The following is a 25327-nucleotide window of genomic DNA, read 5'->3' as shown; positions in this document are numbered from 1 at the left end:
GCATGAGCAACGCAAGTTTCAGTCCGTGGCGCAATATTTTACGCTGGGTCGACTCCCACGCCGGCAGCGACGAAGCCATGACCAGCACTCGCTTTAATTGGGTGCGAGTCGTGCCCTTTATGTTCCTGCATTTGGCCTGCTTGGTGGCTTTTTTACTGCCCGTTAGCACCACTGCCATCGTCGTGTGCTTAGCGCTGTATTGGCTGCGTTTATTTGCCATTACCGCGTTTTATCATCGTTATTTTTCCCACCGGGCTTATAAAACCAGTCGTGGTTGGCAGTTTGTCTTTGCTCTATTAGGCAATATGTCGGCCCAGCGTGGGCCGTTGTGGTGGGCGGCTCACCACCGTGCCCATCATCATCACTCAGATACTGAAGACGATCTGCACTCGCCGGTGCAACGCGGTTTTTGGTGGAGTCATGTTGGCTGGTTTACCTGCGATGCCAGCTTTAAAACGCAATGGCATCGCATTAAAGATTTTGCTCGCTACCCAGAGTTAGTCTGGCTAGATCGCTACGACAGCTTTGCGCCATTTTTGTTGGTGGTCTTGCTGTTTATCACTGGCGAAATATTGGCCGCTTGGGCACCTGGGTTAAATACCTCGGGTTTGCAGTTGGTGGTGTGGGGATTTTTTATCTCCACCGTGTTGCTGTTCCATTCTACGGTAACCATTAACTCCCTCGGCCATATTTGGGGAAAGCGGCGTTTTAACACCAAAGACCAAAGCCGCAATAATGGTTTTTTGGCGCTATTAACGCTGGGCGAAGGCTGGCATAACAACCACCACCGTTGGGCCGTGTCTGCACGCCAAGGTTTTTACTGGTGGGAGGTCGATATTACTTACTATGTGCTTAAAGTCATGAGTTGGCTGGGCATTGTTTACGATCTCAACCCAGTGCCCGCCAAAGTTTTGGCCGAAGGCCGTGGCCAAGCGCCAACAACCTCTGTTGTTCCTCCAAACAAAACAGAGGACGGTGCCTTATGACGCCTCCGCAGCTATTGTCCGTGCCTGAGCGTTTTCAGGCGCTGTATAAAAGCATGGATCGCGACAACGTGAATCGCGAAGCACTGCTGCGTTGCTATCACCCGGATATCGAGTTTATTGATCCGTTTCATCATATCTGCGGCATCAGCGACCTGACCGATTATTTCGTCGGTCTGTATGAAAACGTCAGCGCCATCGACTTCCAGTTTTTACAGCAGTGGCACAGTGGTGACAGCTTGGTGATGAGCTGGCAAATGCAGTACATACACCCGCGCATTAATCGTGGTCGCCCGGTGCTGGTGGATGGTTTGAGCGAGCTGCGCATCAAGGACGACGCCATTATTTATCACCGTGACTATTTCGACGCCGGACAAATGCTTTACCAGCACTTACCTCTGTTCGGGCGCATGATCCGCTGGTTAAAACGGAGGATGGCAGCATGAGCAATTTGCCTTTAATGCAACAACGTATTTGGCTTACCGGCGCCTCCAGTGGCATTGGCGAGGCCTTAGCGCGCGCCTTGCAACCACGCTGCCAGCATTTATTTATCAGCGCCCGCAATGCTGATAAGTTGGCCCACTTGGCTGAGCCTTTCGGTAACGTGACCGCCATCAGTGCCGACGTGACCGACTCGGACTCACTGGCCCATGCGCGCTCGGTGATCGAGCAGCACGGCGGTTTGGATACGTTAATTGCCAACGCCGGCACGTGTGAATATGTCGATGTCAGCGAGTTTGATGCGCAGTTAATTGAGCGGGTAATGAACACCAACTTTTTTGGCCTTACCCGAAGTGTCGAAGCAGCCTTGCCGCTGTTGCGGCAAAGCCAGCGCGGTTATTTAGTGGCCGTTAGCAGCAGCTCTACCTGGCTCGCCATGCCCAGAGCCCAAGCCTATGGTGCCAGTAAAGCGGCCGTTAATTATTTTATGGAGAGCATGCGTGCCGATTTAGCCCCCCTTGGCATGGATGTTTCTGTGATATTGCCAGGCTTTGTTAAAACGCCGTTAACGGATCAAAACGATTTTGATATGCCCATGATGATCAGCGCTGAAGAAGCCGCGCTGCGCATTATTCAAGGCTTAGAACAGCGTCGCTTTGCCATTCATTTTCCTAAGCGCTTTACCGTTTTATTGAAACTACTGGGATGTTTACCGCCGGCCCTGCGGCTTAAGCTCACCACTCGGATGTCCCGCCAATCACAAGGTTCTCAATCATGACCCAGCAACGCCAACGCCTTGCCATTGTCGGCTCCGGCATCGCCGGCCTGACCTGTGCTTATTTACTCAAGGACCAGTACGACGTCGTGGTGTATGAAGCCAATGACTACCTCGGTGGCCATACCCAAACCACAGATGTCACGCTGGGGCAGCAGAGCTACCCAGTCAATACCGGCTTTATCGTATTCAACGACTGGACCTACCCAAATTTCATTCAATTAATGGATCGCTTAGGTGTCGCCAGTGAAGCCTCTGATATGAGCTTCAGTGTGAAGTGCGAGCAAACCGACATGGAATACAACGGCCATGATCTGAACTCGCTGTTTGCTAAGCGCAGCAACCTGCTCAACCCTAAATTCTGGGGCATGATTCGCGATATTTTACGCTTTAACCGCGAAACCCGCGCCGAACTGGAGCGCAACGAGCTTGGGCAAAGCGAAACCCTAGGCAGTTATTTACAGCGCAAAAACTATGGCGATTATTTTCGCCGCTACTACATAGTGCCGATGGGGGCTGCGGTTTGGTCTGCCAGCGAAGACATGATGATGCAGTTTCCACTGTATTTTTTTGTGCGCTTCTTTAATAACCACGGCATGCTCAGTGTCGATGATCGCCCACAATGGCGGGTGATTTCCGGCGGTTCGCGTACGTATGTTGAGCGCATTCAACAAGAGGTTGGCCCTGAACGTTTCTGGCTAAACGAGCCTGTGCATAACATTGAGCGCCATCCGGACCATGTGCTGATTACATCGCCCCGTGGTAGCGAGCAGTTCGACCAGGTGATTCTTGCTTGCCATAGCGATCAGGCTTTATCCATGCTCAGTGCACCAAGCCTGGAAGAGCAGCAAATTCTGGCGGCGATTCCTTATAAAATGAACGACGTGGTCTTGCACACGGACGCCAGCATCTTACCGCGCCGCCAAGGTGCCTGGGCGGCGTGGAATTATCATATCGATACCAAAACCCACGGCCAACGCGATGCCGTTGCCGTAACCTACTATATGAACCGGTTACAGAACTTCGACGACGCGCCGGAGCACTTTTGCGTTACGCTGAATAAAACCGAAGATATCAACCCAGAAAAAATTATCCGCCAATTCCGCTATGCCCACCCGGTATTTACTTTAGAGGGTATGGCAGCACAGCAACGCCATGATGAAATCAGTGGTGTGAATCGCACCCATTATTGCGGTGCTTACTGGTTTAATGGCTTTCACGAAGACGGTGTGCGCAGTGCATTGCGTGTGACGGAGCGTCTGGGAGTAAGCCTGTGAACAGCGCCCTGTATCTGGGTCAAGTGCGACATCGGCGGTTTGCACCGGTCACGCACCAGCTCGGTTACGATGTATTTATGGTGATGCTCGACCTGGATGAAGTCGATCACGTCATGGCGCAGCATCCGCTTTGGTCGGCACACAAACCGGCGCTGGCGCGCTTTAAACGCAGTGACTATTTTGCTGCCGAGCAATCTAGCAACAACAGTGGTACTGATTTAAAGCGTCATATTCAAGCGGCTTTTCGTCAGGAAAGCGGTGAAAGCGTAGAGCGCGTTTGCTTGCTCACCAACTTGCGCTATTTCGGCTATTTAATTAACCCTGTCAGTTTTTATTACGGTTATCGTCAAGACGGCAGCCTGGCAGGTGTGCTGGCAGAAATCACCAATACCCCCTGGGATGAGCGTCATCACTACACGCTTACCAGCGAATCTTGCCAACATGAGCAAGCGGTGGCGCCCCTCAAGGTGTACAACAATGGCCCACAGCCCAAACGTGAATATCAGTTCGACAAAGTATTTCATGTATCGCCCTTTAACCCATTAACCATGCGTTATCGCTGGGTGATGCAAGATCCGGCGGAGCAGTTGCTGATTCATATGGAAACCTACCAGCAAGAGCGCAAAGATTTTGATGCCACTTTAATGCTCCAGCGCCATGACTTCAGCCGCGCTAATATGAGCAAGGTATTAAGGCGCTATCCGTTAATGACCGCCAAAGTCTTCTGGGGCATTTATTGGAATGCCCTGCGTTTATGGCTGAAAAAAGCCCCCTTTTATTCGCACCCCCACAATCAACCACAGCACGATTGGCAGCAGGCTCGCAAGCGCCAGCATGCAGACAACCGGCAGGAGAGCATCTGATGAAAACCATGACGGCCAGCCCCGACTCAATGCATTGGCTCGACCGCTTATGTCGTAGCGGTTTATTTAAAACCTTGGAACACCTGCACACTGGGCAACTGCGTATTTATGAAGGCGAGCAATGCCATGAATTTGGCCAGCCACACCCTGAGCTACAGGCCAGCATTGTTATCGAGGATTTTGAAGCCTATCGCTCCATCGCCTTGACCGGCAGCGTGGGCGCTGGTGAAGCCTACATGACCGGCGATTGGCACTGCGATGACTTGCCCAAACTCATTCGGCTTTTAGCGCGCAACAAAGACGTGGTGGATAACATTGATGGCGGCTGGGCAACCCTGGGCAAATGGATGCTCAAGGGCTTTCATAGCCTCAACCGCAACACTGCCAAAGGCTCGCGCCGTAATATTGCCGCCCACTATGACTTGGGCAACGACATGTTCGAGCGCTTTCTCGACCCGACCATGATGTATTCCAGCGCCATTTTTCCCAGCGACGACGCCACCTTGGAACAGGCATCGGTGTATAAACTCGACCGCATTTGCCAAAAGCTGCAATTAACCGCTGATGATCATTTGGTGGAAATCGGCACAGGCTGGGGCGGCATGGCCATTCACGCAGCCAAACATTATGGCTGCCATGTCACCACCACCACGATATCGCAGCAGCAATATGATTGGGCCAAACGCCGCATTGCCGAAGAAGGGTTGGAGCAAAAAATCACCCTGCTGTTAGAGGACTATCGCGACCTCACCGGCCAATACGACAAGTTAGTATCGATTGAAATGATCGAAGCCGTTGGCCATCAATATCTCGATACCTACATCGCTACTTGCAGCCGGCTATTAAAGGACGACGGCATCGGTCTGATTCAAGCCATTACCATCGACGACCAGCGCTACGAGCAGGCCAAAAATGAAGTCGACTTTATTAAGCGCTATATCTTCCCAGGCAGTTTTATTCCCTGCGTGACCGCCATTCAAAGCGCCATGACTCGCGCCAGCGATATGAAAATGATTCATCTAGAGGACATCACACCGCATTATGCCCGTACCTTAGCGTGCTGGCGTGAACGCTTTTTAAGCCAGCGCAGCGAGCTTAATAGCCTCGGCTACGACGATGATTTTATTCGCCTGTGGGATTTTTACTTCGCTTATTGCGAAGGCGGCTTTGCAGAGCGCGTGATTGGCGATGTGCACCTTATGTTTGCCAAGCCGCTTAATCGCCGTCCACCTGTACTGGGGCAATTGGGCTAGTGGTCATGGTGATTCCGCCACGCCTGCAGTTTTTTGGCAATCTGGTGATTTTCCAGTTGTGCTGGCTGGCGTGTGTGGTCGGTGGCAATTTATGGGCGTTTGCCGCCTTACCTGTATTAATACTGTGGCACCGTTGGCTATTAAAACCCGGCGAGCTGATGTTGTTAGCCGGGGTTACATTATTGGGAGTCGCCGTCGATTCTGTGTTTCAGGCCGTCGGCTGGCTGCAGTTCCCTGAGCACTACAGCTGGCTAATTCCCCCCTGGCTGATGATATTGTGGCTGGCGTTTGCTACTACGTTACGCCACAGCCTGGAGTGGCTGATGCGCCATCCGGGTTGGGCAGCATTGCTGGGGCTAGCAGGCGCACCCTGGAGTTATTTTGCAGGCGCTCAATTAGGCGCAGTTGATATTCAACTGACAGGCTATATCGCCATCGCTGTTTTTTGGGCGTTGTTACTGGGTTTATTAAGCTGGCAGGAGAAGCAAAAATGCGTTGCCTAATCATGCTGTTTAGCCTCTGTTGCAGTATGTTGGTGAGTGCACAAACCACGCTCACCTATCAGGGCATGGCTTATGCTCCAGGTACTGACACGCTGCTGTACAGTGAACATCACACACTCACGTTAGAGAACAACCAACCGGTAAAGCGTGAGGTGGAATATCGCAACGCCAACGGCGATGCCATTGCCCAAAAGCAAAATCAGTACACTCAAGGCGCCACTCAGCCCGAGTTTTTGCTCCAAGACCTGCGCCGCGACTATCACGAGCAAGTAAGCTACGACCAAGGCTTTGTCATGACGGTGCAAGAAAACGGCAAGGCCGAACAGACCCGCATCGATAAAGACGCCCAACCTTTGGTGATCGATGCCGGTTTCGATGAGTTTGTGCGCCAACATTGGGCAACGTTGCTGGCAGGCGAGCAGGTCGATTTCTATTTTGCTGCCCCTGCTCGTCAGGACGTGATCGCTTTTCGGGTGATTCCAACCGCCATCACCGAGCAACAGCTGCAACTGGAAATGCGCCTGCAGTCGCGCTGGCTGGCGTGGTTATTGGACCCGATTCAACTGCATTATGACCTCAACAACCAGCGTCTGCTGCGCTACATTGGTCTCACCAATATTCAGGATGGCGCAGGTAACGGTATCGATGCCGAGATTCGCTACCAGTATGACGATACTGTTCACAATTGATTCAGCTAATGCTGGTAGACTGCCGCCCTATTCGAAGGTCAAATTCTTAGGAAGGAAGCACAATGTCACACTTCATAGCCCACCCGCCCTGGCGTCGCTCCCTGTTGGCGCTGGCCTGTGCCGGCCTCAGCCTGAACGTGGTCGCAGAAGACGACGTCACCTTAGACACAGTGGAAGTCAGCGGTGAAAAAGAGCCGCTAACGGAAATTTCCACCAAAAAATTATTGCGTTTGCCCGGCTCCGGCAACGACCCGTTGGGTGCGATTGAAAGTTTGCCGGGTGTGACCTTTGGCGGTGGCAATGAGTCAGAGCCGGCCGTGCGCGGCTCCTCTCCTGATGACAATGCCTATCTGATCGACTTTTTACCGGTCGGCTATATCTTCCATACCGATACCAGCAGCATTCTCAGCGACAACACGGTCGAAGACTTCAAACTAGAAACCGCAGCTTTCCCGGCCCAGTACAACAATGCGACGGGGGCCGTGATCGAAGCGACATCGCGCTCGCCTTATTACGACCGTAGCCAAGTGGTCATCGATGCCAGCTTATTAAAAGCAGGGGTGTTTGTTGAGGCCCCTCTGAGCGAGAACCAGAGTTTTTACCTCGCCGGTCGGCAAAGTTTATTCCAGTACTACATTGAGAACTTTCTCGATGATGAGGACTTCGAGTTCACCACAGTACCGGAATATTACGACTACCAAGGCAAATATGAGTACCGCATCAGCGATTCAGAAACCCTGGCGTTTCAAATTGTTGGTGCCCGCGATAAAGCCGGCCTCAAGTTCGCCGATGATTCCGACACGGTATTGCAAGACCCAGGCCTGAGCGGCGGCATTAATTTTGAAGCCTTTTTTAACAGCCAAGGCCTGCTATGGAATAAGTTTTACCAAAACGGCATGAGCCATAAAATTGGTTTGTCACACCTGGAGCAAAAGTTTGGTTTTAACATCGGCGTTAAAAACCGCATTGATGTGAAAGTAAACGACTTTAACTTGCGCAGCCAGTTCACCTACCCACTGAACTTTGAGCATGAGCTGCAGTGGGGCGTCGAAGTGACTCAGAGCCATATTAGCTATGACGGCCGCTTTGAGGCGCCGCCTTGCGATGAGTTCGACCCAGATTGCCGCATTATTGATGGCACGGAAGAACTGGCCGGCAGCGGTAAACCTGTGGTGTTGAATCTCGACGCTCACATCGCCGACAGTTGGCAGGTAACGCGCAATTGGAACCTGACCACAGGCCTGGCGCTGTCACAAGACGATTACACCGATGAGCAGTTTGCCGAGCCACGGGTGCAAAGCCGTTGGCAATTTACTCCAGGCTGGACCTTTACCTCAGCCTACGGCCAGCATCATATTTTGCCAGATAACTTTGGCCAATACGTGGTGCCCTTTGGTAACCCAGACTTAGAGCAGCCCACCGCTGACCATTATGAGCTAGGCCTGGAAAATGAAATTAACGCCGATTTGTTCTGGAAGGTAGAGACCTATTACAAAACCCTGGACAAAATCATTGTCGGTCGCCCTTCGCAGTCGAATTATCCTGACTTGAGCACCGAGGAATACAACGCCTTACCACGGTACACCAACGATGCCGATGGCGAAGCTTGGGGCATGGAGTTCTTCCTCAATAAAAATCTGACCGACCGCTGGTATGGCTGGATTTCCGTCGCTTACTCACGCACTTTCCGTCACGACAATTTGACTGGCCGCGACTTTAGCTATAACTACGACCAGCCGGTGATTATTAATACCGTGGCGAACTACCAATGGAATGATAACTGGCAAATTGGCTTTAAGTGGCGCTACCAGAGCGGGCAATTGATTACGCCACTGGAAACTGCCATTCAGGATGCAGACAACCCTGAGCTGTACAACCCAATTTATGGCAGCCTTAACTCCGAGCGCCTACCGGCTTACCATAAACTGGATGTGCGCGCCGACCGTACCTTTAACTTCACCAATTGGGATATGGATCTTTATGTTGAAGTACTTAACTTGTACGGCCGTGACAACGTCATCGGCTATGAATACGAAGGTGCCGATTACAGCAAACGTGAAGAAGTCACTGACTTACCTATGATTATTTCCTTTGGTATTAAAGCAACCATTTAAGGGGCTTTTGACCCAAGGACTTTCACTAAGCGACCTTCGAACAATTCAGTGCCCTCTCTCAGTCACGGGAGGGCACTGAATCATCCAACCGGAGTTCTTAGGCGCTCCCTAGCAGCACTTTTTAAGGTCTTTCAGGAGTGCTGGATTTTCGATGTCAGCACATGATCTTCCCAGCGCCCGGCAATATTCAAATAATTGCGGGCGTAGCCTTCTTTCTCAAAGCCCAGTTTTTCTAATACTCTGCCGCTGGCTTTATTGGCCGGCATATAATTGGCCATAATGCGATTGAGCCCTTCGCGATTCAGCATGTAATCTACCGTCGTCGCGAGTATTTCCGTCATCATGCCCTGCCCTTGCAGTGTCTGATCGATCGAATAGCCTAAGAAACACGCTTGAAAAGCGCCGCGAGCCAGGCCGGTAAAATTACAACAAGCAATAACGCTATCTGTACCAGGCTCCAGTGCCACAAAGTGAAATGCGCTTTTATCAACAAACGCAGCCTCGCTGGCGTTGGCCCGCTGCTGCCAAAAAGCCGATGTCCAAAACTCGTCGTCTCGCAACGGCTCCCACGGCGCCAAATGCTGGCGATTTCGTAAGTAGTAATCAACCATGGCCGGAACGTGAGCGGTAGAAAGAATTTCAAGTTGCAAGCGAGCAGTGGATAACATAATAACGACCTAAGCCAACCTTTGAGTAATAGTGCACCGTACGATGATGCAGCGAATTATTCAGAGGCTTGTCACAGCTGTCTACTTTGATCGGGGCTGTCGCTGCCTATATTAATGCCTCAGTCCGTGCCAGACCTCAGTGCCGCTCTGATTTCCCCATCATTGAAAAGTCAAGCATTACAGCTATGCCAACGCACGTTTATTAACCAACCGACTGCGACCCAACAGCAACGTCAACAACCCCATTACAGCAATGGCAATACCCACCTACATGGGCGCATACAAACTGTAACCCCACTCCAGTGCCTGACCGCTGATGTAGCGGCTGATTCAAAGGTTGCCTTGCTCTCTGCCACCCACTTTATTGGCCGATATGCCGTTGGCCATGGTGCGATTAAGCCTTCCATTACTGAGCATGCAATGCACAGCACTGTGGTGCGCACGCTCCCAGTAGCTCATGACCTTAAATGCAATCATGCTACCATAGACCGCCACATGATCTGGCGCCTGCCATCGAAGATGGCCAGCTGTTTTTGCTGCCCCATGAATCATCAAGGATATTGCATGGAATTTTTAATCGACTTCCTCACTCGACTGGTAACCCAGTTTCAAACCCCGACGTTAGGTTTTCTGATCGGTGGCATGCTCATTGCCGCCCTCGGTAGCAATCTGAAAATTCCCAATGCGGTATACCAGTTTATTGTATTCATGCTGCTGATGCGCATTGGTCTGAAAGGCGGTATCGAAATTCGCGAAGCCGACTTTACCGCCATGCTGGTACCGGCGCTGTTTTCTATGCTGATTGGTGTGGTCATTGTTTTGATGGGGAGCTTTATTCTCTCACGCCTACCCGGTATTAATCGTGCCGACAGTTATGCCACGGCTGGTCTCTTTGGTGCTGTTAGTGCCTCTACGCTGGCCGCGGCCATGGTGTTATTGGAAGAAGAGTCCATTGCTTTCGAAGCCTGGGTGCCAGCCCTGTATCCCTTTATGGATATTCCGGCGCTGATTCTGGCCATTGTGCTCGCTAATATGCATCAACACAAAAACAGTGAGTACAAAGACACCAAAATTGATGTTTGGGGTATTGTTAAAGACAGCTTACGCGGCTCTGCCTTGTCAGCTTTATTATTAGGCTTGGCATTGGGGCTGTTGTCACGGCCAGATTCAGTGCTGCAGAGTTTTTATGACCCTTTATTTCGCGGCCTGCTCACCGTACTGTTATTAGTCATGGGCATGGAGGCCTATGAGCGCTTAAATGAACTCAGACGTGTGGCGCATTGGTATGCGATTTATGCCTTTATCGGCCCCATCCTACACGGCCTAATGGCCTTTGGTTTAGGTTATGTTGCTCACATCATGGTTGGCTTCAGCCCGGGAGGTGTAATTTTGTTTGCAGTCATAGCCGCATCCAACTCAGATATTTCTGGCCCACCGACTCTACGGGCAGGCATTCCTAAAGCCAATCCATCAGCGTATATTGGCGCTTCCACCAGTGTGGGAACACCGGTTTCCATCGCCGTCTGTATCCCCCTCTTTATCGCTCTGGCTGAAGTGGTATTTGATATTTAATCAAGGAGAGTAAAATGCAACTACATGCTGCTGAAAAAGTTGTGATCATCACGGAAAAGCTGATCGTGAAAGGCGTGGTGGAGATCATTGAAGCTGCCGGTGCCAAGGGTTACACCATTATTGCCGCTGGCGGCAAAGGCGGCCATACCTTTCGAGCGACATCTGAGCGCGCGGCCGTGGTGGATGATTTTTCGGATGTGAAAATTGAAGTCATCGTCAATGATAAAGCCACAGCTGAAACCATTATGAATGAGGTCACCCAAACCTATTTTGATGATTACTCAGGCATTACTTACATCGAATACATTGAGGTATTAAGGCCGAGCAAGTTTTAAAGCGCTTATGAATAATTCGGTGCCTGCTCTGGATCGCCAGAGGATTTCAGATCACGAAGCCGGTTTGCTGCTCTAGCCAGCTACAGCAAAAATCGGCGACACAGAGCTGGAGTTCTCTGGCGTTCCCCATAAGGCGCGGGCGGCAGGCCTCCATAACGTCGTTGGCGATGTTGGAAAGGGCTGGCCATTTCCTGCCATCACCGCCTTGTTCTGAAAGCCTGTCGCACTCGCGCAGAGCTGTGCAGAATTATTCAGAGGTGCCCTTGGTTTACCTGCTTTACCAAGCGGAGTGTGCCAGCCCGTCCAGCCAGAGCTAAGCGGCGTTGCCTGCCGCAGCGCTCCTCTTGAATACAAGGCAAGCAGCCAAGCACAATGCGAGCCAATAACGTATCTTTTTGTCATATTGTTCTTTAATTCTCAACAATCATCCCCATAATGAAGCCCATACTTCAGGGGAATGTCTCTTATGTTGATAGGAAAACGAGAAGAATTTGATCTCAATGAGATGGCGATCTTCGTTCATGTGGTCGACGCCGGCAGCTTTACCGGAGCGGCACGCAACCTAGGGCTGCCCAAATCGACGGTGAGCCGCAAGATCACCCAACTTGAGGAGCGTTTGGGCGTTCGCCTGATCCAGCGCACCACACGCAGTTTGCGCCTAACCGACACCGGCACCGCCTACTACAACCACTGCTCACGCATCTTGTCAGAGATCGAAGAAGCCAATATCGCCGTGACCCAAATGCAAAGCACGCCAACGGGTACGCTGCGCATTACCGCGCCGGTATTGTTTGGCTCCACCGTACTCAGTTCATTGGTGGCCGAATTTATGGAGCGCCATCCACAGGTCAATGTCGATATGGTGCTCAGCGACCAAAAGCTAGATTTAGTGCAAGAAGGCATAGACGTTGCCTTTCGCATCGGCCAGCTGGAAGATTCATCCTTGATTGGCCGCCATCTTGGTGATGCCCGCGCTTTGCTGTGCGCAAGCCCAGATTACATTCGCCAGCACGGCAGCCCCAACCACCCAGATCAGCTACGTGATCACCACCTGCTCACCGCATCGCAGTTTATGCAGTGGCATCTGACGCATGAAAGCGGTGAAGACCAAACCGTGCAAGTACGACCTAGACTGCAGGTCAATGATTTTGCCAGCTTGTACACACTGGCCTTATCCGGCGCCGGCATTACACCGCTACCAACCCTGATTGCTGCGTCGGCCATTCGCGCAGGAAACCTTGTGCCCGTCTTGTGTGACTGGCCGTTCGAAGCCAGCCCAATTCACGCACTGTACCCCAGTAATCGTCATTTGTCGGCTAAGGTCCGATCCTTCGTTGACTATGTAATTGACAGCGTGCGCCCCAACCCGCCTTGGGAGGTCGATTTGGTCGACAACGCTGGCCAGCCTTCGCTATCACATTAAGGACATTGCTAATGCGAGATTTTATGATGATTTCAGCCCTAGCCTTGGGGCTAGCCGGTTGTGCTAATACCGACTACTCCGGCGGTACGGACAACGCCGTCGGCCAGGTGCAAACCACAGCGGTGCAGCTGGGCGATCAGTCACACCGCAGTGCCAAAGCCCGCGCTCGGGATGAATACCGTCATCCACAACAAACTCTGAGCTTTTTTGAACTGCAACCGCAGCACACTGTGGTGGAAATCTGGCCAGGCGGCGGCTGGTACACCGACATTTTGGCGCCGTATTTGCGCGATGAAGGCCAGTTGATTGCCGCCCATTGGCATCCGCAGTCGGACGTTGGCTTTTTCCAGCGTCTGCGCGGTCAGTTTGAAGATAACTTTCTGACTCAGCCCGAGCTCTATGGCGATATTCAAATGTCCGTACTGGAGCCACCTAAGCATCTGAAGCTGGCCGCAGACAACAGCGTCGACCGTGTTTTTACCTTCCGCAATGTGCATAACTGGATGCGCAACGAGCAGGAACAGGCGGTATTTGATGCCGCTTATGCTGCGCTCAAACCCGGCGGTATTTTGGGCGTGGTGGAGCACCGCGCACCGGTGTCTTTCAGTCGTGAGCAAATGGTGCAAAGTGGTTACGTTAGCGAAGCCTATGTGCTCACCATTGCACAGCAAGCTGGCTTTGAGTTAGTCGACCGCAGTGAGATCAATGCCAACGCTCGCGATAGCAAAGACCACCCGAAAGGGGTTTGGACTTTGCCACCGTCGCTGCGTCTGGGTGATAAGGATAAAGACAAATACCTCGCCATTGGCGAAAGCGACCGCATGACGCTGAAGTTTCGCAAACCCGCGACGTAAGCCCTGACGGCTACGGCGTCGTATGGTGCAGCGTCTGAACCGACTGCAGCAACCGCTGCAGTTGCTCTGCCTGCAAATGCGGCTTGGCCAGCAATAATTCAGCGGCGGCGAGAAAATCACGCAGCCGCTGATCCAGCTGCAAGCCTTCGTGAAAAATTTGATTGGTATTTTGCACCGCACGGTCAGAAATCGCTTGTAAGCGCTGCTCCTGAGCTTCCGTCAGGTGCAGTTCATGCAGGCTGCCTTCAACTTGTTCGGACATATTCTCGACCACTTCCACAATCGCGCGCATGACCTGTAACTGCGCTTCATCAACATCGTCCATTAAGCTGCGCATTTGCAGCGCCATTTGTCGAATCAACTGCCCTTCTAGCTCCAACGTATGCTGATTATCCAATGCCTCAATACGTGCATCGGCCCCTTGCAGTAAAGAAAATAAGTTATCTTTGATGGCGCCGTATTTTTGCTCATCGTCGATCGGCATGTTTTTTACCAGCAAAGAAACACGGCCATAATTCATAATCGAACGATGGCCAAAATCGACGTAGCGGCCTTGGTCCTTACAGGCATCCAACAGCGATGACTCCATCGCCTTCGCCATGCCACTGGCTTCCATATTTTTGCATGCAAAGCGACTGCGTAGCTGCAAGCTGCAATTCAGACTGTAGTTACGCAGAGATTGGAATAAGCGCATGCCCAACTCATCTAAGTTGTTGCAGTGATGCACATCGAGCAAAAACTGAATATTTACCCCTAAATCCGAGGTGCCTGTCATGGCCAAAAAGGCCATCTCGTTAGCTTGCTGCAGCTGCTGTCGCAGTTGATCACTGGCGATTTTGTTCATAACCAGGCGATCAATGCGACCGCGTAGCTCAGCCAGCGCCGCCGGATCGATGCAATCATCGCAGCCGGCGTCATACAGCTCCAAGCGCATTGATAAGGCTTCTTCTGGCGCCACCACCACCAGCGGCGTGCTGTCACTCGCCTGACGCAATTGCCGGCAAATACTCAGTAAATCGGCCTCACTGACGCTGCGTGCATCAATCATCATCAGCGCCACGCGCTCGTTCATATCCAGCTCTTCATCTGGACGAGAGAACATGCATTGGTAATCCGGTTGCAGCCACTGGCGTAAATCCGGGCTGTCTTGGTAAGAAACAATCAGTGCCAGATGCTCGGCCATTCCATCAGCCTCATGAATTAGACATGCCTTGGGTTTAGCTGACAGACCTCATTTTTGCCACCAATAGGGCGGCTTGAAGCGGTTTTTCAGCCGTTAGAGCAAGAGCATTTCTTTGGCCCGGTGAATCGCTTGCGTACGGCTGCGAGCGCCCAGTTTTACATTGATCTTGCGCGCATGGGTTTTCACCGTATGTAACGAGATAAACAGCTGGTCGGCGATTTCTTGATTAGAAAAGCCCTGCGCCATTTTGCGCAGCACGTCGAGCTCACGAGCGCTGAGCCGGGCCACCGCCTCTGGCGCTGCGCTGGGCGAGGCTACACCCGCATTGCCTGCTGGTAGCCAAACACTTAAATCCATTTGAATGCCCTGACGCTCCAGCAACTGCTGTATACGACTTTGAATCAAATGGCTATCTGGATGCTGACGCGACTGCAGGGCGCCGGCGCGCACCAACTGCATCACTTGATTCATCAAGTTGCCACGACTGTGCTGCAGCCAGTCTTCCGCTTGATGCAAACAAGCGTCGTAATCCTGCGCCACCAAATACAAGCGCGCCTGAGTAACCGCCGCCAACCCTGGCAACATGGGGAAGACTTCTGGGCTGGGCAGTTCATGGCAGGCTCGGCCACGGCAGATTTCATCAATACAGCCCTGCGCCCGTTGCAACTTGTGCTGGCTGATCCAGACATTGGCTTTTACCAGCAGCAACCAGTCGTAACCCGACTGCGCCACACGCCAGCGCTGCATCAAACGCTCGGCTTGATCGAGCCAATCCAGAGCACGATCACTGTCGCCCACTGCCGTGGCGCGCATGGCTTGCACGGCAAAGCCATAACACACCGCGATGTCATGGGCGCGTACGCTGTTAGCCATGCCTTGCTGCAACAGTTCGACGACTCTTGCTTCGTCTTGCGGGCGACCATGCAGCCACAACAAGAAGGCGCGATACAGCAACAACCGGCCATGTGGCAGCGGCGCCGCTGGTTGTCGCCCTTCCTGCAGCAGCTCCAGCGCTTGTTCAATAATCTGGCTGGCACGACTGATGTTGCCGCGATTGAGCTCAATGCGGGCGTAATCGTATTGCATCAAGGCTTCCATGGCGGTGGCGCGGTGATGGCGGGCGACATCTTGGGCGTAGCGGTTCCACAGCCGCGCGCCATCAGGGTCGTTGCGCGACAGCGCCAGATGCGCCAGGGTGCTGCTCATCAAAATGCGCAGGGCATAGCGCTGAGCCGGCAGCTGCTGCAGTGCTTGTTCACACAGTTGCTGTGCTCTAGGCAGTTGGCCTTGCAGTCGAGCACTGTAGCCTTGTAAGGCATACAACTCAGCGGCGGGTAACTCACTGTATTGTAACTTCTGTAGAAGTGGCGCTGCATGGGCCTGCTGCTGCGTCAGCAGCCAAGCCCAAGCGGCCATTTGCATACTGCGCGGGCTGGCCATCACCAGCTCACTGCCGGCTTGTTCGAACCAAGCCAACAGACCTGCGATATCGAGGTTGGCGAGAATCGCTTCCGCTTCCTGCTCGACCCAGTGCGCCACACTGTGAGTTAAACCGGCGGCCTGGGCATGGCGCAAAGCCGCCACGGATTCGCCGTGCTGAGACAACCAATCAAAAGCGCGCTGATGCAGGGCACGACGCTCAGCCAGCGGCAGACGTTCCGCCAGCACATCAACCACCGGCGCGGCGACCGCAAACCAACCCGGGTGCGAAGGCTGCGGGCGAATAAATAACTGCTGCTGACGCGCTTGCTGCAAATGCTGGTGATAATCTGACGTCGCCAAGCAATGGTGCAATAACGGTTCGTCGAAGCTGCGCAGCACGGCTGCTTGGCACAAAAAGGTCGCCAACTCAGGCGGCAACTGCTGCAAAACCGCATCGTGCACATAATCCGCGATGGCCGGCAGCACCTCGGCCACTGGCAGTGGCTGCTGCGCCCGTAGGCTTTGGTTTAACCAAATCCGCAGCGCCGCCGGCCAGCCTTGCAATTGTTGGTGCAACTCCGCGAGCCCATGCTCCGACAGTGGCATTTGGCTGTGCTGCAACCACTGGCGCGCTTGCGACTCGCTGAATGCCAGCTCTGACTGACGCAACCACGCCACATGGTCCAGCACCTGCAGTCGGCCGTGCCCGTCGGGCAACCAACGACTGCTGAGCCACAGCTGAATGTTATCGGGTAGCTGCTCGATGATAAGGTTCAAGACTTGCCAAGCGTCTTGCAGGTAATGAGTGTCGTCTAAGCACAGCAGCAATGGCTGCTCAAAGCTGCTCGCTTCTTGAATCCACAGCAATAAAACACCACCGATATCGACATCACCGCGCTGCTGAGTTGCCTGCCAGTGCGCCAGAGCATCGGTGGCAATGCCAGGTAATTGCGCTTCGGCCAGTTCTAAAAAGTGCCGTAAGAATGAGGCTGGGCTGGCGTCGTTGCTGTCCAGCGACATCCACACCACGGGGCGCTCAGCGCAATGACGACGAGCCTGTTCTGCCATCAGTTGCGTTTTGCCAAACCCGGCAGGCGCCAATAACCAAACAATGCGCGCTTTAGGAGTTGGCCAAGCAATGCCATCAAGCCGTGCTAACCAAGGATCACAGCAGTCAGGAATGCGGGCTTTAACCGCGATGCGGGCGGCGAGGGATTTTTGCTCTAGGCGCTCAGCCCAAGGTAACGGGGAAGACGGCGTCAGCTCCATGCTTTGGCTTCAGATTGGCAGTGAGGCAGCAATCTAACCACGACGCTCAAGGGAACACAAACCGGCGGCCTAGCCGCCGGCTGCTGTGAGGTTAAAAGCTGACTTTCACACCTAGGTTGGCACTGCGTGGCTTGCCCGGACGATAGCCATACGGCTTAGATGCTACTTCGTACTCCGCAGCTAACACGTTATCGACGGTGGCGTACAGCTGCACGTCTTGCAGCGCCCGATAACGCACGGATAAATCCAGCACTGTGTAGGCATCGATACGCTGATCATCCGGGATGCTGCCGGTTCCTGGGGTATCCCGCATCTCACTTTGATACAGAACCGACAGATTCAGCGCCAACGGGCCGCGCTCAATACCGGCTTGAGCATTTAAGCGATGCTTGGGCAGGTAAGCCAGCTCTTCACCCGCCACAATGTTGTTGGCACGATCGCCAAACACACCGCTGTCGTCGGCAAAGTTGGCATCAAACTCGCCATGAGAGTAGGTGTAGGTCAGCGCCAAGGGAATGATGTGCGCGCCGGCAAACAGGTATTTGTTCCAACCCGCTTCGACGCCATACACTTGAGCAGCGCCGGCATTGAGCTGGCTATCAACCACGCTGTTATCACAGCCGTTAGAGAAGCTGCAGGTGCCGGTCAGCTCGATGTAATCGTTAAAGAAGGCAATTACCTCGGCTTGCCCAAGCGCGCCCTGGTAACGGCTGCCGAACTCATAGTTGATGCTTTCTTCTGGGTCGGTTTCACCGTTTTTGCCCGGCGTGGTAGCGCTGTAGCCTTTGTAAACGCCAGCCAATACGCCCACCGTCTCGGTCAGCTGTGAATAGACGCCCACGCCCGGCAGCAATACCGATTCGTTGCTGTCGGTTTTGGTGGTGTTCGCGCCGTAGGTGGTTTCTTCGGTATCGATTTGCTCCGAGCGCAGGCCAAGGCTCACCGTGGTGTTATCCCAACGAATATCGTCCTGAATATAGAGCGCCAAGGCTTGAGCTTTGCCTTGGTTGTCCAGCGTGGTTTTCACCTCACCGGCCTGGCTTAACTCACCGCCTTGCAGCATGTCATAGGCGGCTTCGCTGTGTTGGCGTTCCACTTGATCTTGGTGGTAGCGCACGCCAATTTCGATATCATGCGCCAGATTCAGCCACTGCAGCGCCAGATTCACCCGGCTCTGCACGCCTTGGGAAATGTATTGGCGATCGTTGCTGCCGATCATGAGCTGTTCATTGATATTGGCGGAAGCCTGCTCGCCGGTCAGCACGCGGTAGAACTCGGTATTCACGCCACTGGGGTCTTTTAAGACGGTTTGCAACAGCGGGCCATTGCCGCCAAAGCCATTGATCTTAAACCAGTCGCGCTCAAAGGTATGACGGTACACATCCGTGGTCAGACTGTGCTCGGCCCAATTAACCTGATGGGTCAAGTGCAGGCTTTGATGGGTCCAGTCCATGCGATCCAGCTGGCTGGCGGCATAACGACGATAAGGATCGTCATCAAAGTCGGCACGGGTCAGGCCAAGGTAGGTTTCATCGGACACTTCATCGGAGTAACCGGCTTTCAAAACAAAGCGCTGGGCCAGCTCACCGGGCAGCGTCCAGCTCAGCTTGAGGTTGGCGTCGTTGCGCTCAAAGCCGGTATCGCCGCCGCCGTCGAGCTCTTTAAAACCGTCGCTTTGCACCCGCAAACCTTCGATCAGATAGCCAAACTGCCCTACTTCCTGACCGTACCAGCCGTTATAGCGCTGGAAGTTGTCACTGCCGTATTGCAAGTCCAACTCGCCAGCTGCCAAATAAGGAATCGGACGGCTCACCAAGTTAACCGCGCCGCCAATGGTGGCCGGGCCATATTTAATCGCCGACGGGCCTTTAAATACCTCAACCGCACTCATGCGCGACACATTGGGGAAGTAATAAGCAGCTGGGGCCGAATAAGGCGCAGGGCCGGACAGCACGCCGTCTTCCATCAAGGTGACTTTTTTACTGCGATCCGGGCTGGTGCCGCGCAGGCCAATGTTGGGGCGCAAGCCATAGCCATCTTCTTCATATAAGTTGACGCCCGGAACGGAGTTCAGAATGCGATGAATATCCGTGTATTCGAAGGTGTCCAGCGCTTGCTGGTCGATCAAAGTGGCGGAGCCGGGCTGTTTCAGCACCTGATCTTCACCGCCGGTAATATAAACCTTATCCAGTGCTACCTCGTCTTGCGCCGAGGCGACGGTGGGAACCAATAAGCTGATACCTACCGCTGCAGACCACCAATGCGACACAACCACACCTCTTTGTCTGTGAAAAAATGGTGGCCAATTTAACCACAAACGGTATTCGATATTAAGAATAATCGCGGTTATCATTTACACAATTCTACGTCTTTGGGTGCCGGTGTTTTTGATGCCTGATGGGTCTCTTTCCACTGTGTTTTCGTGGCTGTTGCAACCCGGCCAGCGTACCTTCTGGGGCTTCTGGCTCAGCACTGCCTTGCTGGCATTGCTGTGGGCAGCGCAGCACTGGTCAAAGCGTGCGCCGCTGTTGCGCCAGTGGCTCAGTCGGGACTACTGGTGGCACCCCTCCGCACGCCAAGACTACCTGCTGGTCGCTCTTAACGCGCTGCTGTTTACCTTATTGGGCAGCGCTACGCTGGTGTTGATTTTGATGCTGGCCAATCAAAGCTATGAACTGTGGTCACTCGCTCTGCCGCCGGCGGTATTGGCCAGCTGGCATGGCATCACCAGCACAGCCATTTACGCCTTGTTACTGCTATTGCTGGACGACTTAAGCCGCTATGGCTTACACCGTGCCTTGCACAGCCGCTGGCTGTGGCGCATTCACCGTGTTCACCACTCGGCGGCGGTGCTGACACCCCTGACTTTTTTGCGCGTGCATCCGCTGGAAAAACTGCTCTACCAATGGCGCACGGCGCTGGTACACGGCGGTTTAAGCGGCAGCTACTTCTTCTTATTTGGCCAGCACTCCCAGCCTTGGCTGATTTTTGGCATCAGCGGCTCGGTATTGCTGTTTAACCTGCTCGGCGCCAACTTGCGTCACAGCCATATTCCGCTGCGTTATGGCGCTCTCGAGCGGCTGCTGATTAGCCCGGCGCAGCATCAGTTTCATCACAGTGTGCGTGGCAGTCGCAGCAATTACGGCTCCATGCTAGCTATTTGGGACGGGCTGTTTGGCAGCTGGCAAAGCGGCGCTGAGCAAGCGCCGCTGCCGCAACGGCATCACCACCTAACCCAACAACTGTTATTAAGACGAGTTCCATGAGCATTCACCGCCGTCAGTTTTTGCAGCTTTCCTGTGCCGCTATGGCCATGTCCGTCGCCGCTGCCAGTGGCGTTGCCCTGGCTCCCAGAGGGCAACGCTTGCTGGTCTCGGGTTACCGTGATCAGGCCACTGAAACCCAGTTTGGTATTTTGGTCGTCGATACGGAGGGCCAAATTAAAGCCGATTTCAGGGTGCCTGAGCGTGTGCACATCGCCGACCTGTACCCCAGCGAGCCAAGCGTTTTGGTCAACTCGCGCGCCCCTGGCGCGCCATTGCGACGCTACGATTTTGCTGGGCAATTGCAAGCCCACCTGCCCGTTCCCAAGGATATGCACCTAGAAGGCCATGCAGTTTTCTCGCACAACGGCCAAGTGTTATACGCCAGCGCCAGTGATTATCGCCGTGGCGAGGGGCGGTTACTGGTGATTGATGCCCAGCGCCTAACGCTGCTGGATATCTGGACGACTCACGGCGTCGGCCCCCATGAACTGGTTATGCAGGGAGATGATGTGTACCTCGCCAACACGGGCGTGCGTACTCATCCAGACAGCGGTCGCAAAGCGCTCAATATCGACAGCATGCACTCTGAGCTGGTGAAGCTTGATGGCAGCACAGGCAAGCTGCTGCAGCGCTGGGCCTCACCTAAACAGGCGTTAAGCGCCAGGCACTTGGATGTGTTGGCCGATGGCAGAGTGCTGGTCGGCTGTCAGTACCAGCGCAAAGATGCCCGCCCGCCTTGTATTGCCATTGCCAGTGCAGGCAGCGAGCAACTGCAGCTGTTGGAGCCAGATAACGACTGGCTGCACTGGGACATGCAGGGCTACACCGCCAGTGTGCGCGCCTTTCCACCCACTTCGGCCCGCGCCGGAGAGGCCATGATCAGCAACCCGCGCGGCCATTTACTCAGCCACTGGCAGGGGGCGACGCCCGCCTTGCAAGACACTCAAGCCATGCAGTATGCCAAGGGCATTGCTCTGTTCGGCAATCAGGGTTGGATTAGCGCCGGGGCCGGTGAGCTTTGGCATTGGCATAATGACGAGCTAAAACCGCTAAGCGAGTCGGTCAAAACCGGGATATGGTGGGAAAACCATTTGCACGGTCGCGTGCTGGCGGTGTAACGCCCACCGACCGACAAAATGGACAAAACGGCATTGCCAGCAAGGCTGCACACTCTGAGCATGCAGCCTTGAGGCATCTAAGAGCGGTTAGTCACCGTCAGACTCTGCGTCTCGGGGCACGGTTAAGCCCAAGTTCAGTGCCATTTGACCTTTTAAGTCATCCGTAAAGGCTTTGATTTTGGCATCCAGCGCGCACAGCTCTGCGACATCACTGCCACTGCTGCTGGCTACGGCGTTAATGCACAGCGCCACATCATTATCGCTATTGTCCGCCGCAGCCGTGCTAACGATATTACGCATGCTGGCATTTAAGCCGTTAGCACCGTCAATGGCCGTTTGCAGCGAGCTCAGCATAGCGTTGGCTAAATCTGCCTGACCAGCTGCCACCAAATAAGACGCCAAACCACCGTTGCTGCCTTGGCCGGCGGTCATCACAGCTTGTGCCGCTTCCAGGTTGGCGGCAATGACTTCGGCATTGATATCCGCGAAGGCGATTTCCAGTTTTTCTGGTTTGAACACGTCATTGGCGTTTTGCGGCAATACGGTTTTTTGCAGCTTTTCGCCTTTGGTTTGGTTATAGACGTAGAACAAGGCATCAAAGATTGCTTGAGCTGCCGCCTGGCCACCTGGGTTTGTAGCTGGCTCGTAGTTGCCCAAATCAAAGCTCATATTGGCAACATTGGTGCGCATGGACTCAATGGCTGCTTGGGCAAACTCACAGCGTTTAACAGCGTCCGACGCTTCAGCCGGTGCATCGCTGCAGCTAGGCAAAGGCGCATCGGCAAACAAGACATACTCCACCGCCGGCAAGCCGCGTACCTGAGGTGTGGTCGCAGCAAAGTTACCCGACGCAATCGCGCCATCCATATTGCAGGTTTTATTCACGCTCAATGGCCAGCTGTAAATAGCATTGCGGTACTCCTTGACTGGGCCAAACTGCATTACCTCAAGCTTTTGCCAGCTCAGCATGGCCTGCTCCCAGCTTTGCTGTGCCGCTGTGCGAGTGGCTGCTTGTTGATCGCTGCCAATGGCCGCGCAATAAGCATCGGTTTGCTGTTGCAAATCTGCCAGCTGAGTCGAGAACTGCTCCGCTGCTTGGTATTGCACCTGATCCAGCTCAGCCAGCATATCGGTGCAATTAAAGCTGTCAGAATTCAGTGCACTGCAAGCATCAGCGCTGCTGCTATCGCCCGAGGAAGACCCGCCACCGCCACAAGCCGTTAACAACAGTGTTGAAGACATCAGGGCTAAAGCCGATTTTTTCATGCTAAAAACTCCACGTTAAAACAACAAAAAGGGTCGCCCGCAAGCGGACGACCCTTTGCTTAAATCGCTCGATTCATGCAGTGACTTACCACTGGGTAACGTCGCCGTCGAAGTCGTAGACATCGACCAGCAAGTCACGCGCTTGCACCAGTGCTTGCTGATAGGCTTCAACATCGCCGCCTTGTAGCACAGGAGCCTGACCTACCAGACCATGCAGTTGCTTCAGCTCAGCCAGGTCGATTTCGGCAATTGGGTTGAACTGCAGTGACAAGGCAAAGCCTTTCAACTCACCCCAGTGCTTGGCGTGCAAGTTGAAGTCATAGGCGTCTGTGCCCATAGCGGCCATGTCTTCCAACGTTGCATTGATGTAGTGAATCACATTAGCAGCGAAGATTTCTTCCCAAGTGTCGATAATAATTTCGGCCTGATCTTCCAATGCATCGTGATAGCCCTGATCCGCTACTGGATCAGTGCCGTAATTATCGACAATGATCTGGCGGCCTTTTAAATACGCATCCATGATTTTCTTGCTGGTATCCCAACCTGCAATACTGGCATCACGCTTGTTGGCATACTGCGCCATCGAGAAGGTGTATTCAGCGGTTAAGTCGATCTGGCCATCGCCATTGGTATCGTTGTCTTTCTGCGCTTTTAACTGGGCATCACTGTAGTTGTTAAAGTCGCGCGCGGCGCCAAAGTAGCCAAAGCCTTCGTCCCACTGATGCTCCAGTGAAGTGTATGGCTTGCTGCCGTCTTTATCTCCGGCGCTGTTCTGCTTCAGCAGACCTTTGGTGGCTTTCAGGTAATCATTCGCCGTTTGTGAATAGGCAACTGAACCCAGCAAGAATTTTTGAATTAATTGCTGGTAATCCAGGCCTGTGGCAGACACATACACCTTGCCCTGATGCTCTGGATCAGCCGCTTGCTCAGCAATCGCAGCGAACCAGCTTTGTACCAGCGCGTCTGGCTTGGCATTGTCACTGTCGGCGGCGATATCCCAACCCACGAATTCACCCATGGCCAGTGGGTTATCAATACCCGCCATCTTGCCCTGCAGGTTTTTATCACTGCTTAAATCGCCGTAGCCGGCCTGCAGCAAACTGCCTTCGGCGACAGAAATACCCACTGGTGTTTCTTCCACTGCGAGGGTGTAAGCATTTTGTGAGGTCAGGTTATAGGTTTGGCCATCCGGTGTGCTGGTGCCCACTTTGTAGATCAGATTGAGCTTCTCCAGTACCGCTTCCTCGACAGAGTCATTGCTGCCCAGTTCTGAGGTTAGTAATGGGCTGCCGATCAAGGCTTTTAGCTCATTGATCAGAGCATTGCGCGCCACTTGGCCACCGTAAGAAACAGACGACTCACCGGCTATGACTTGGCTTTCGAAGGTGTAGGTCGCCGGCACTGTGGTGCCGTTATTGTTGTTGTCACTGTCGTTATCATCGTCGCTGCCACAGGCCGCCAGCAAGATGGCGGCAGACAGTACAGAAATACCTTTTACCAGTTTCATGGTTGTTATTACCCTTGTTATCAATACAAAGCGTTCTTAATTTGAGACAACGGATACTAGCAAAAGCCAAATACAATGAAAACAATTCTCAATACATGGGAATAGAGGTTTACTCCATAAAAAAACCCGCTGCCGCTTGCGGCAACGGGTTTGAACTGGCTTGACGGTGCCGTTAAGCCGAAAGGCTTACTCTGCTGGGGCGGCTTCTTCTAGCAACGGCTTCAGTTCACCCTTTTGATGCATGTCGGTGATGATGTCGCAACCACCGACCAGCTCGCCTTTCACCCACAACTGCGGGAAGGTCGGCCAGTTAGCGTACTTAGGCAAGTTGGCGCGAATGTCCGGGTTCGACAACACGTCAACGTAGGCAAACTTTTGGCCACACTCCATTACCGCCTGCACGGTTTGCGCCGAGAAGCCGCACATTGGCTGGTTAGGCGAGCCTTTCATGTACAGCAGAATGTCGTTGTTTTCGATTTGGTCTTTGATGACGTCCATTATTTCCATGGTGCTCTCTCAGTCTTAGCTCAAGGATTTGTCGCGCAG

At 53.4% G+C, this 25327-nt stretch carries 22 protein-coding genes; 15 read left to right on the top strand and 7 right to left on the bottom strand.

The window, feature by feature from the left end:
* The first annotated feature begins 2 nt into the window (after window positions 1-2).
* From IE090_RS11035 to IE090_RS10995, 9 genes are all read left to right on the top strand, one after another.
* Entirely contained in the window at window positions 3-986 is a 984-nt protein-coding gene (locus tag IE090_RS11035; RefSeq protein WP_189388438.1) for an acyl-CoA desaturase, read from the top strand.
* Window positions 983-1429, top strand: coding sequence for a nuclear transport factor 2 family protein (locus IE090_RS11030; protein WP_189388437.1), 447 nt, complete (start codon window positions 983-985; stop codon window positions 1427-1429). Before IE090_RS11035 ends, IE090_RS11030 begins: the two co-directional genes overlap by 4 nt.
* Window positions 1426-2202, top strand: a complete 777-nt coding sequence (locus tag IE090_RS11025; protein ID WP_229815702.1) for an SDR family NAD(P)-dependent oxidoreductase — start codon at window positions 1426-1428, stop codon at window positions 2200-2202. The genes IE090_RS11030 and IE090_RS11025 overlap by 4 nt, the downstream gene beginning before the upstream one ends.
* The gene (locus IE090_RS11020) at window positions 2199-3476 is read left to right on the top strand and encodes an NAD(P)/FAD-dependent oxidoreductase (RefSeq protein ID WP_189388436.1); all 1278 of its coding nucleotides are present in this window, start codon (window positions 2199-2201) and stop codon (window positions 3474-3476) included. The genes IE090_RS11025 and IE090_RS11020 overlap by 4 nt, the downstream gene beginning before the upstream one ends.
* Entirely contained in the window at window positions 3473-4339 is an 867-nt protein-coding gene (locus tag IE090_RS11015; protein ID WP_189388435.1) for a DUF1365 domain-containing protein, read from the top strand. Before IE090_RS11020 ends, IE090_RS11015 begins: the two co-directional genes overlap by 4 nt.
* Window positions 4339-5592, top strand: coding sequence for an SAM-dependent methyltransferase (locus tag IE090_RS11010; RefSeq protein ID WP_189388434.1), 1254 nt, complete (start codon window positions 4339-4341; stop codon window positions 5590-5592). The genes IE090_RS11015 and IE090_RS11010 overlap by 1 nt, the downstream gene beginning before the upstream one ends.
* 5 nt (window positions 5593-5597) lie before the next feature.
* Window positions 5598-6095, top strand: coding sequence for a DUF2878 domain-containing protein (locus IE090_RS11005; RefSeq protein ID WP_189388433.1), 498 nt, complete (start codon window positions 5598-5600; stop codon window positions 6093-6095).
* The gene (locus tag IE090_RS11000; protein ID WP_189388432.1) at window positions 6083-6784 is read left to right on the top strand and encodes a hypothetical protein; all 702 of its coding nucleotides are present in this window, start codon (window positions 6083-6085) and stop codon (window positions 6782-6784) included. The genes IE090_RS11005 and IE090_RS11000 overlap by 13 nt, the downstream gene beginning before the upstream one ends.
* Window positions 6785-6846: 62 nt before the next feature.
* Window positions 6847-8898 carry a TonB-dependent receptor plug domain-containing protein gene (locus tag IE090_RS10995; RefSeq protein ID WP_189388431.1) on the top strand — a complete coding sequence of 684 codons (2052 nt, stop codon included), beginning with the start codon at window positions 6847-6849 and terminating at the stop codon, window positions 8896-8898.
* A gap of 131 nt (window positions 8899-9029) precedes the next feature.
* On the opposite strand, the gene rimJ is transcribed toward IE090_RS10995, so the two are convergent.
* Complete coding sequence (gene rimJ, locus IE090_RS10990; protein WP_189388430.1) at window positions 9030-9566, bottom strand: ribosomal protein S5-alanine N-acetyltransferase; 537 nt, start codon at window positions 9564-9566, stop codon at window positions 9030-9032.
* 564 nt (window positions 9567-10130) lie between these two features.
* Between rimJ and IE090_RS10985 the strand changes: the two genes are divergently transcribed.
* From IE090_RS10985 to IE090_RS10970, 4 genes are all read left to right on the top strand, one after another.
* Window positions 10131-11138 (top strand): sodium-dependent bicarbonate transport family permease, encoded by a 1008-nt coding sequence (locus IE090_RS10985; protein WP_189388429.1) that lies wholly within the window; start codon window positions 10131-10133, stop codon window positions 11136-11138.
* Window positions 11139-11152: 14 nt separating this feature from the next.
* Window positions 11153-11473 (top strand): P-II family nitrogen regulator, encoded by a 321-nt coding sequence (locus IE090_RS10980; protein WP_189388428.1) that lies wholly within the window; start codon window positions 11153-11155, stop codon window positions 11471-11473.
* 466 nt (window positions 11474-11939) lie between these two features.
* Entirely contained in the window at window positions 11940-12896 is a 957-nt protein-coding gene (locus tag IE090_RS10975) for a LysR family transcriptional regulator (protein WP_189388427.1), read from the top strand.
* Window positions 12897-12907: 11 nt separating this feature from the next.
* A complete protein-coding gene (locus IE090_RS10970) occupies window positions 12908-13750 on the top strand; it encodes a class I SAM-dependent methyltransferase (protein ID WP_229815700.1) in 843 nt (280 codons plus the stop codon).
* A 10-nt stretch (window positions 13751-13760) separates the two neighbouring features.
* On the opposite strand, the gene IE090_RS10965 is transcribed toward IE090_RS10970, so the two are convergent.
* The 3 genes from IE090_RS10965 to IE090_RS10955 form a co-directional block, all read right to left on the bottom strand.
* Window positions 13761-14933, bottom strand: coding sequence for a response regulator (locus IE090_RS10965; RefSeq protein ID WP_189388426.1), 1173 nt, complete (start codon window positions 14931-14933; stop codon window positions 13761-13763).
* Window positions 14934-15026: 93 nt separating this feature from the next.
* On the bottom strand, window positions 15027-17624 hold the full coding sequence (locus tag IE090_RS18000; RefSeq protein ID WP_308428501.1) for a LuxR C-terminal-related transcriptional regulator: 2598 nt from the start codon (window positions 17622-17624) through the stop codon (window positions 15027-15029).
* A 91-nt stretch (window positions 17625-17715) separates the two neighbouring features.
* Complete coding sequence (locus tag IE090_RS10955) at window positions 17716-19893, bottom strand: TonB-dependent receptor family protein (protein ID WP_189388425.1); 2178 nt, start codon at window positions 19891-19893, stop codon at window positions 17716-17718.
* Window positions 19894-20014: 121 nt separating this feature from the next.
* Between IE090_RS10955 and IE090_RS10950 the strand changes: the two genes are divergently transcribed.
* On the top strand, window positions 20015-20890 hold the full coding sequence (locus IE090_RS10950; protein WP_189388424.1) for a sterol desaturase family protein: 876 nt from the start codon (window positions 20015-20017) through the stop codon (window positions 20888-20890).
* On the top strand, window positions 20887-22008 hold the full coding sequence (locus IE090_RS10945; protein WP_189388423.1) for a DUF1513 domain-containing protein: 1122 nt from the start codon (window positions 20887-20889) through the stop codon (window positions 22006-22008). Before IE090_RS10950 ends, IE090_RS10945 begins: the two co-directional genes overlap by 4 nt.
* A gap of 87 nt (window positions 22009-22095) precedes the next feature.
* On the opposite strand, the gene IE090_RS10940 is transcribed toward IE090_RS10945, so the two are convergent.
* From IE090_RS10940 to grxD, 3 genes are all read right to left on the bottom strand, one after another.
* Window positions 22096-23274, bottom strand: coding sequence for an imelysin family protein (locus tag IE090_RS10940; RefSeq protein ID WP_189388422.1), 1179 nt, complete (start codon window positions 23272-23274; stop codon window positions 22096-22098).
* 85 nt (window positions 23275-23359) lie between these two features.
* Complete coding sequence (locus tag IE090_RS10935; protein WP_189388421.1) at window positions 23360-24781, bottom strand: DUF4856 domain-containing protein; 1422 nt, start codon at window positions 24779-24781, stop codon at window positions 23360-23362.
* 186 nt (window positions 24782-24967) lie between these two features.
* Window positions 24968-25288 carry a Grx4 family monothiol glutaredoxin gene (gene grxD / locus IE090_RS10930; protein ID WP_189388420.1) on the bottom strand — a complete coding sequence of 107 codons (321 nt, stop codon included), beginning with the start codon at window positions 25286-25288 and terminating at the stop codon, window positions 24968-24970.
* Window positions 25289-25327: the final 39 nt, after the last annotated feature.

The organism is Bacterioplanes sanyensis (assembly GCF_014652515.1).
GTDB lineage: Bacteria > Pseudomonadota > Gammaproteobacteria > Pseudomonadales > Oceanobacteraceae > Bacterioplanes > Bacterioplanes sanyensis.
This window is presented reverse-complemented; position numbering and strand designations above follow the sequence as displayed.

Excerpts from the sequence above, each read along its gene's own strand:
- IE090_RS11035 (WP_189388438.1), top strand. The coding sequence starts at position 3 with ATGAGCAACGCAAGTTTCAGTCCGTGGCGCAATATTTTACGCTGGGTC.
- IE090_RS11030 (WP_189388437.1), top strand. The coding sequence starts at position 983 with ATGACGCCTCCGCAGCTATTGTCCGTGCCTGAGCGTTTTCAGGCGCTG.
- IE090_RS11025 (WP_229815702.1), top strand. The coding sequence starts at position 1,426 with ATGAGCAATTTGCCTTTAATGCAACAACGTATTTGGCTTACCGGCGCC.
- IE090_RS11020 (WP_189388436.1), top strand. The coding sequence starts at position 2,199 with ATGACCCAGCAACGCCAACGCCTTGCCATTGTCGGCTCCGGCATCGCC.
- IE090_RS11010 (WP_189388434.1), top strand. The coding sequence starts at position 4,339 with ATGAAAACCATGACGGCCAGCCCCGACTCAATGCATTGGCTCGACCGC.
- IE090_RS11005 (WP_189388433.1), top strand. The coding sequence starts at position 5,598 with ATGGTGATTCCGCCACGCCTGCAGTTTTTTGGCAATCTGGTGATTTTC.
- IE090_RS11000 (WP_189388432.1), top strand. The coding sequence starts at position 6,083 with ATGCGTTGCCTAATCATGCTGTTTAGCCTCTGTTGCAGTATGTTGGTG.
- IE090_RS10995 (WP_189388431.1), top strand. The coding sequence starts at position 6,847 with ATGTCACACTTCATAGCCCACCCGCCCTGGCGTCGCTCCCTGTTGGCG.
- rimJ (WP_189388430.1), bottom strand. The coding sequence starts at position 9,566 with ATGTTATCCACTGCTCGCTTGCAACTTGAAATTCTTTCTACCGCTCAC.
- IE090_RS10985 (WP_189388429.1), top strand. The coding sequence starts at position 10,131 with ATGGAATTTTTAATCGACTTCCTCACTCGACTGGTAACCCAGTTTCAA.
- IE090_RS10980 (WP_189388428.1), top strand. The coding sequence starts at position 11,153 with ATGCAACTACATGCTGCTGAAAAAGTTGTGATCATCACGGAAAAGCTG.
- IE090_RS10975 (WP_189388427.1), top strand. The coding sequence starts at position 11,940 with ATGTTGATAGGAAAACGAGAAGAATTTGATCTCAATGAGATGGCGATC.
- IE090_RS10970 (WP_229815700.1), top strand. The coding sequence starts at position 12,908 with ATGCGAGATTTTATGATGATTTCAGCCCTAGCCTTGGGGCTAGCCGGT.
- IE090_RS10965 (WP_189388426.1), bottom strand. The coding sequence starts at position 14,933 with ATGGCCGAGCATCTGGCACTGATTGTTTCTTACCAAGACAGCCCGGAT.
- IE090_RS18000 (WP_308428501.1), bottom strand. The coding sequence starts at position 17,624 with ATGGAGCTGACGCCGTCTTCCCCGTTACCTTGGGCTGAGCGCCTAGAG.
- IE090_RS10950 (WP_189388424.1), top strand. The coding sequence starts at position 20,015 with ATGCCTGATGGGTCTCTTTCCACTGTGTTTTCGTGGCTGTTGCAACCC.
- IE090_RS10945 (WP_189388423.1), top strand. The coding sequence starts at position 20,887 with ATGAGCATTCACCGCCGTCAGTTTTTGCAGCTTTCCTGTGCCGCTATG.
- IE090_RS10940 (WP_189388422.1), bottom strand. The coding sequence starts at position 23,274 with ATGAAAAAATCGGCTTTAGCCCTGATGTCTTCAACACTGTTGTTAACG.
- IE090_RS10935 (WP_189388421.1), bottom strand. The coding sequence starts at position 24,781 with ATGAAACTGGTAAAAGGTATTTCTGTACTGTCTGCCGCCATCTTGCTG.
- grxD (WP_189388420.1), bottom strand. The coding sequence starts at position 25,288 with ATGGAAATAATGGACGTCATCAAAGACCAAATCGAAAACAACGACATT.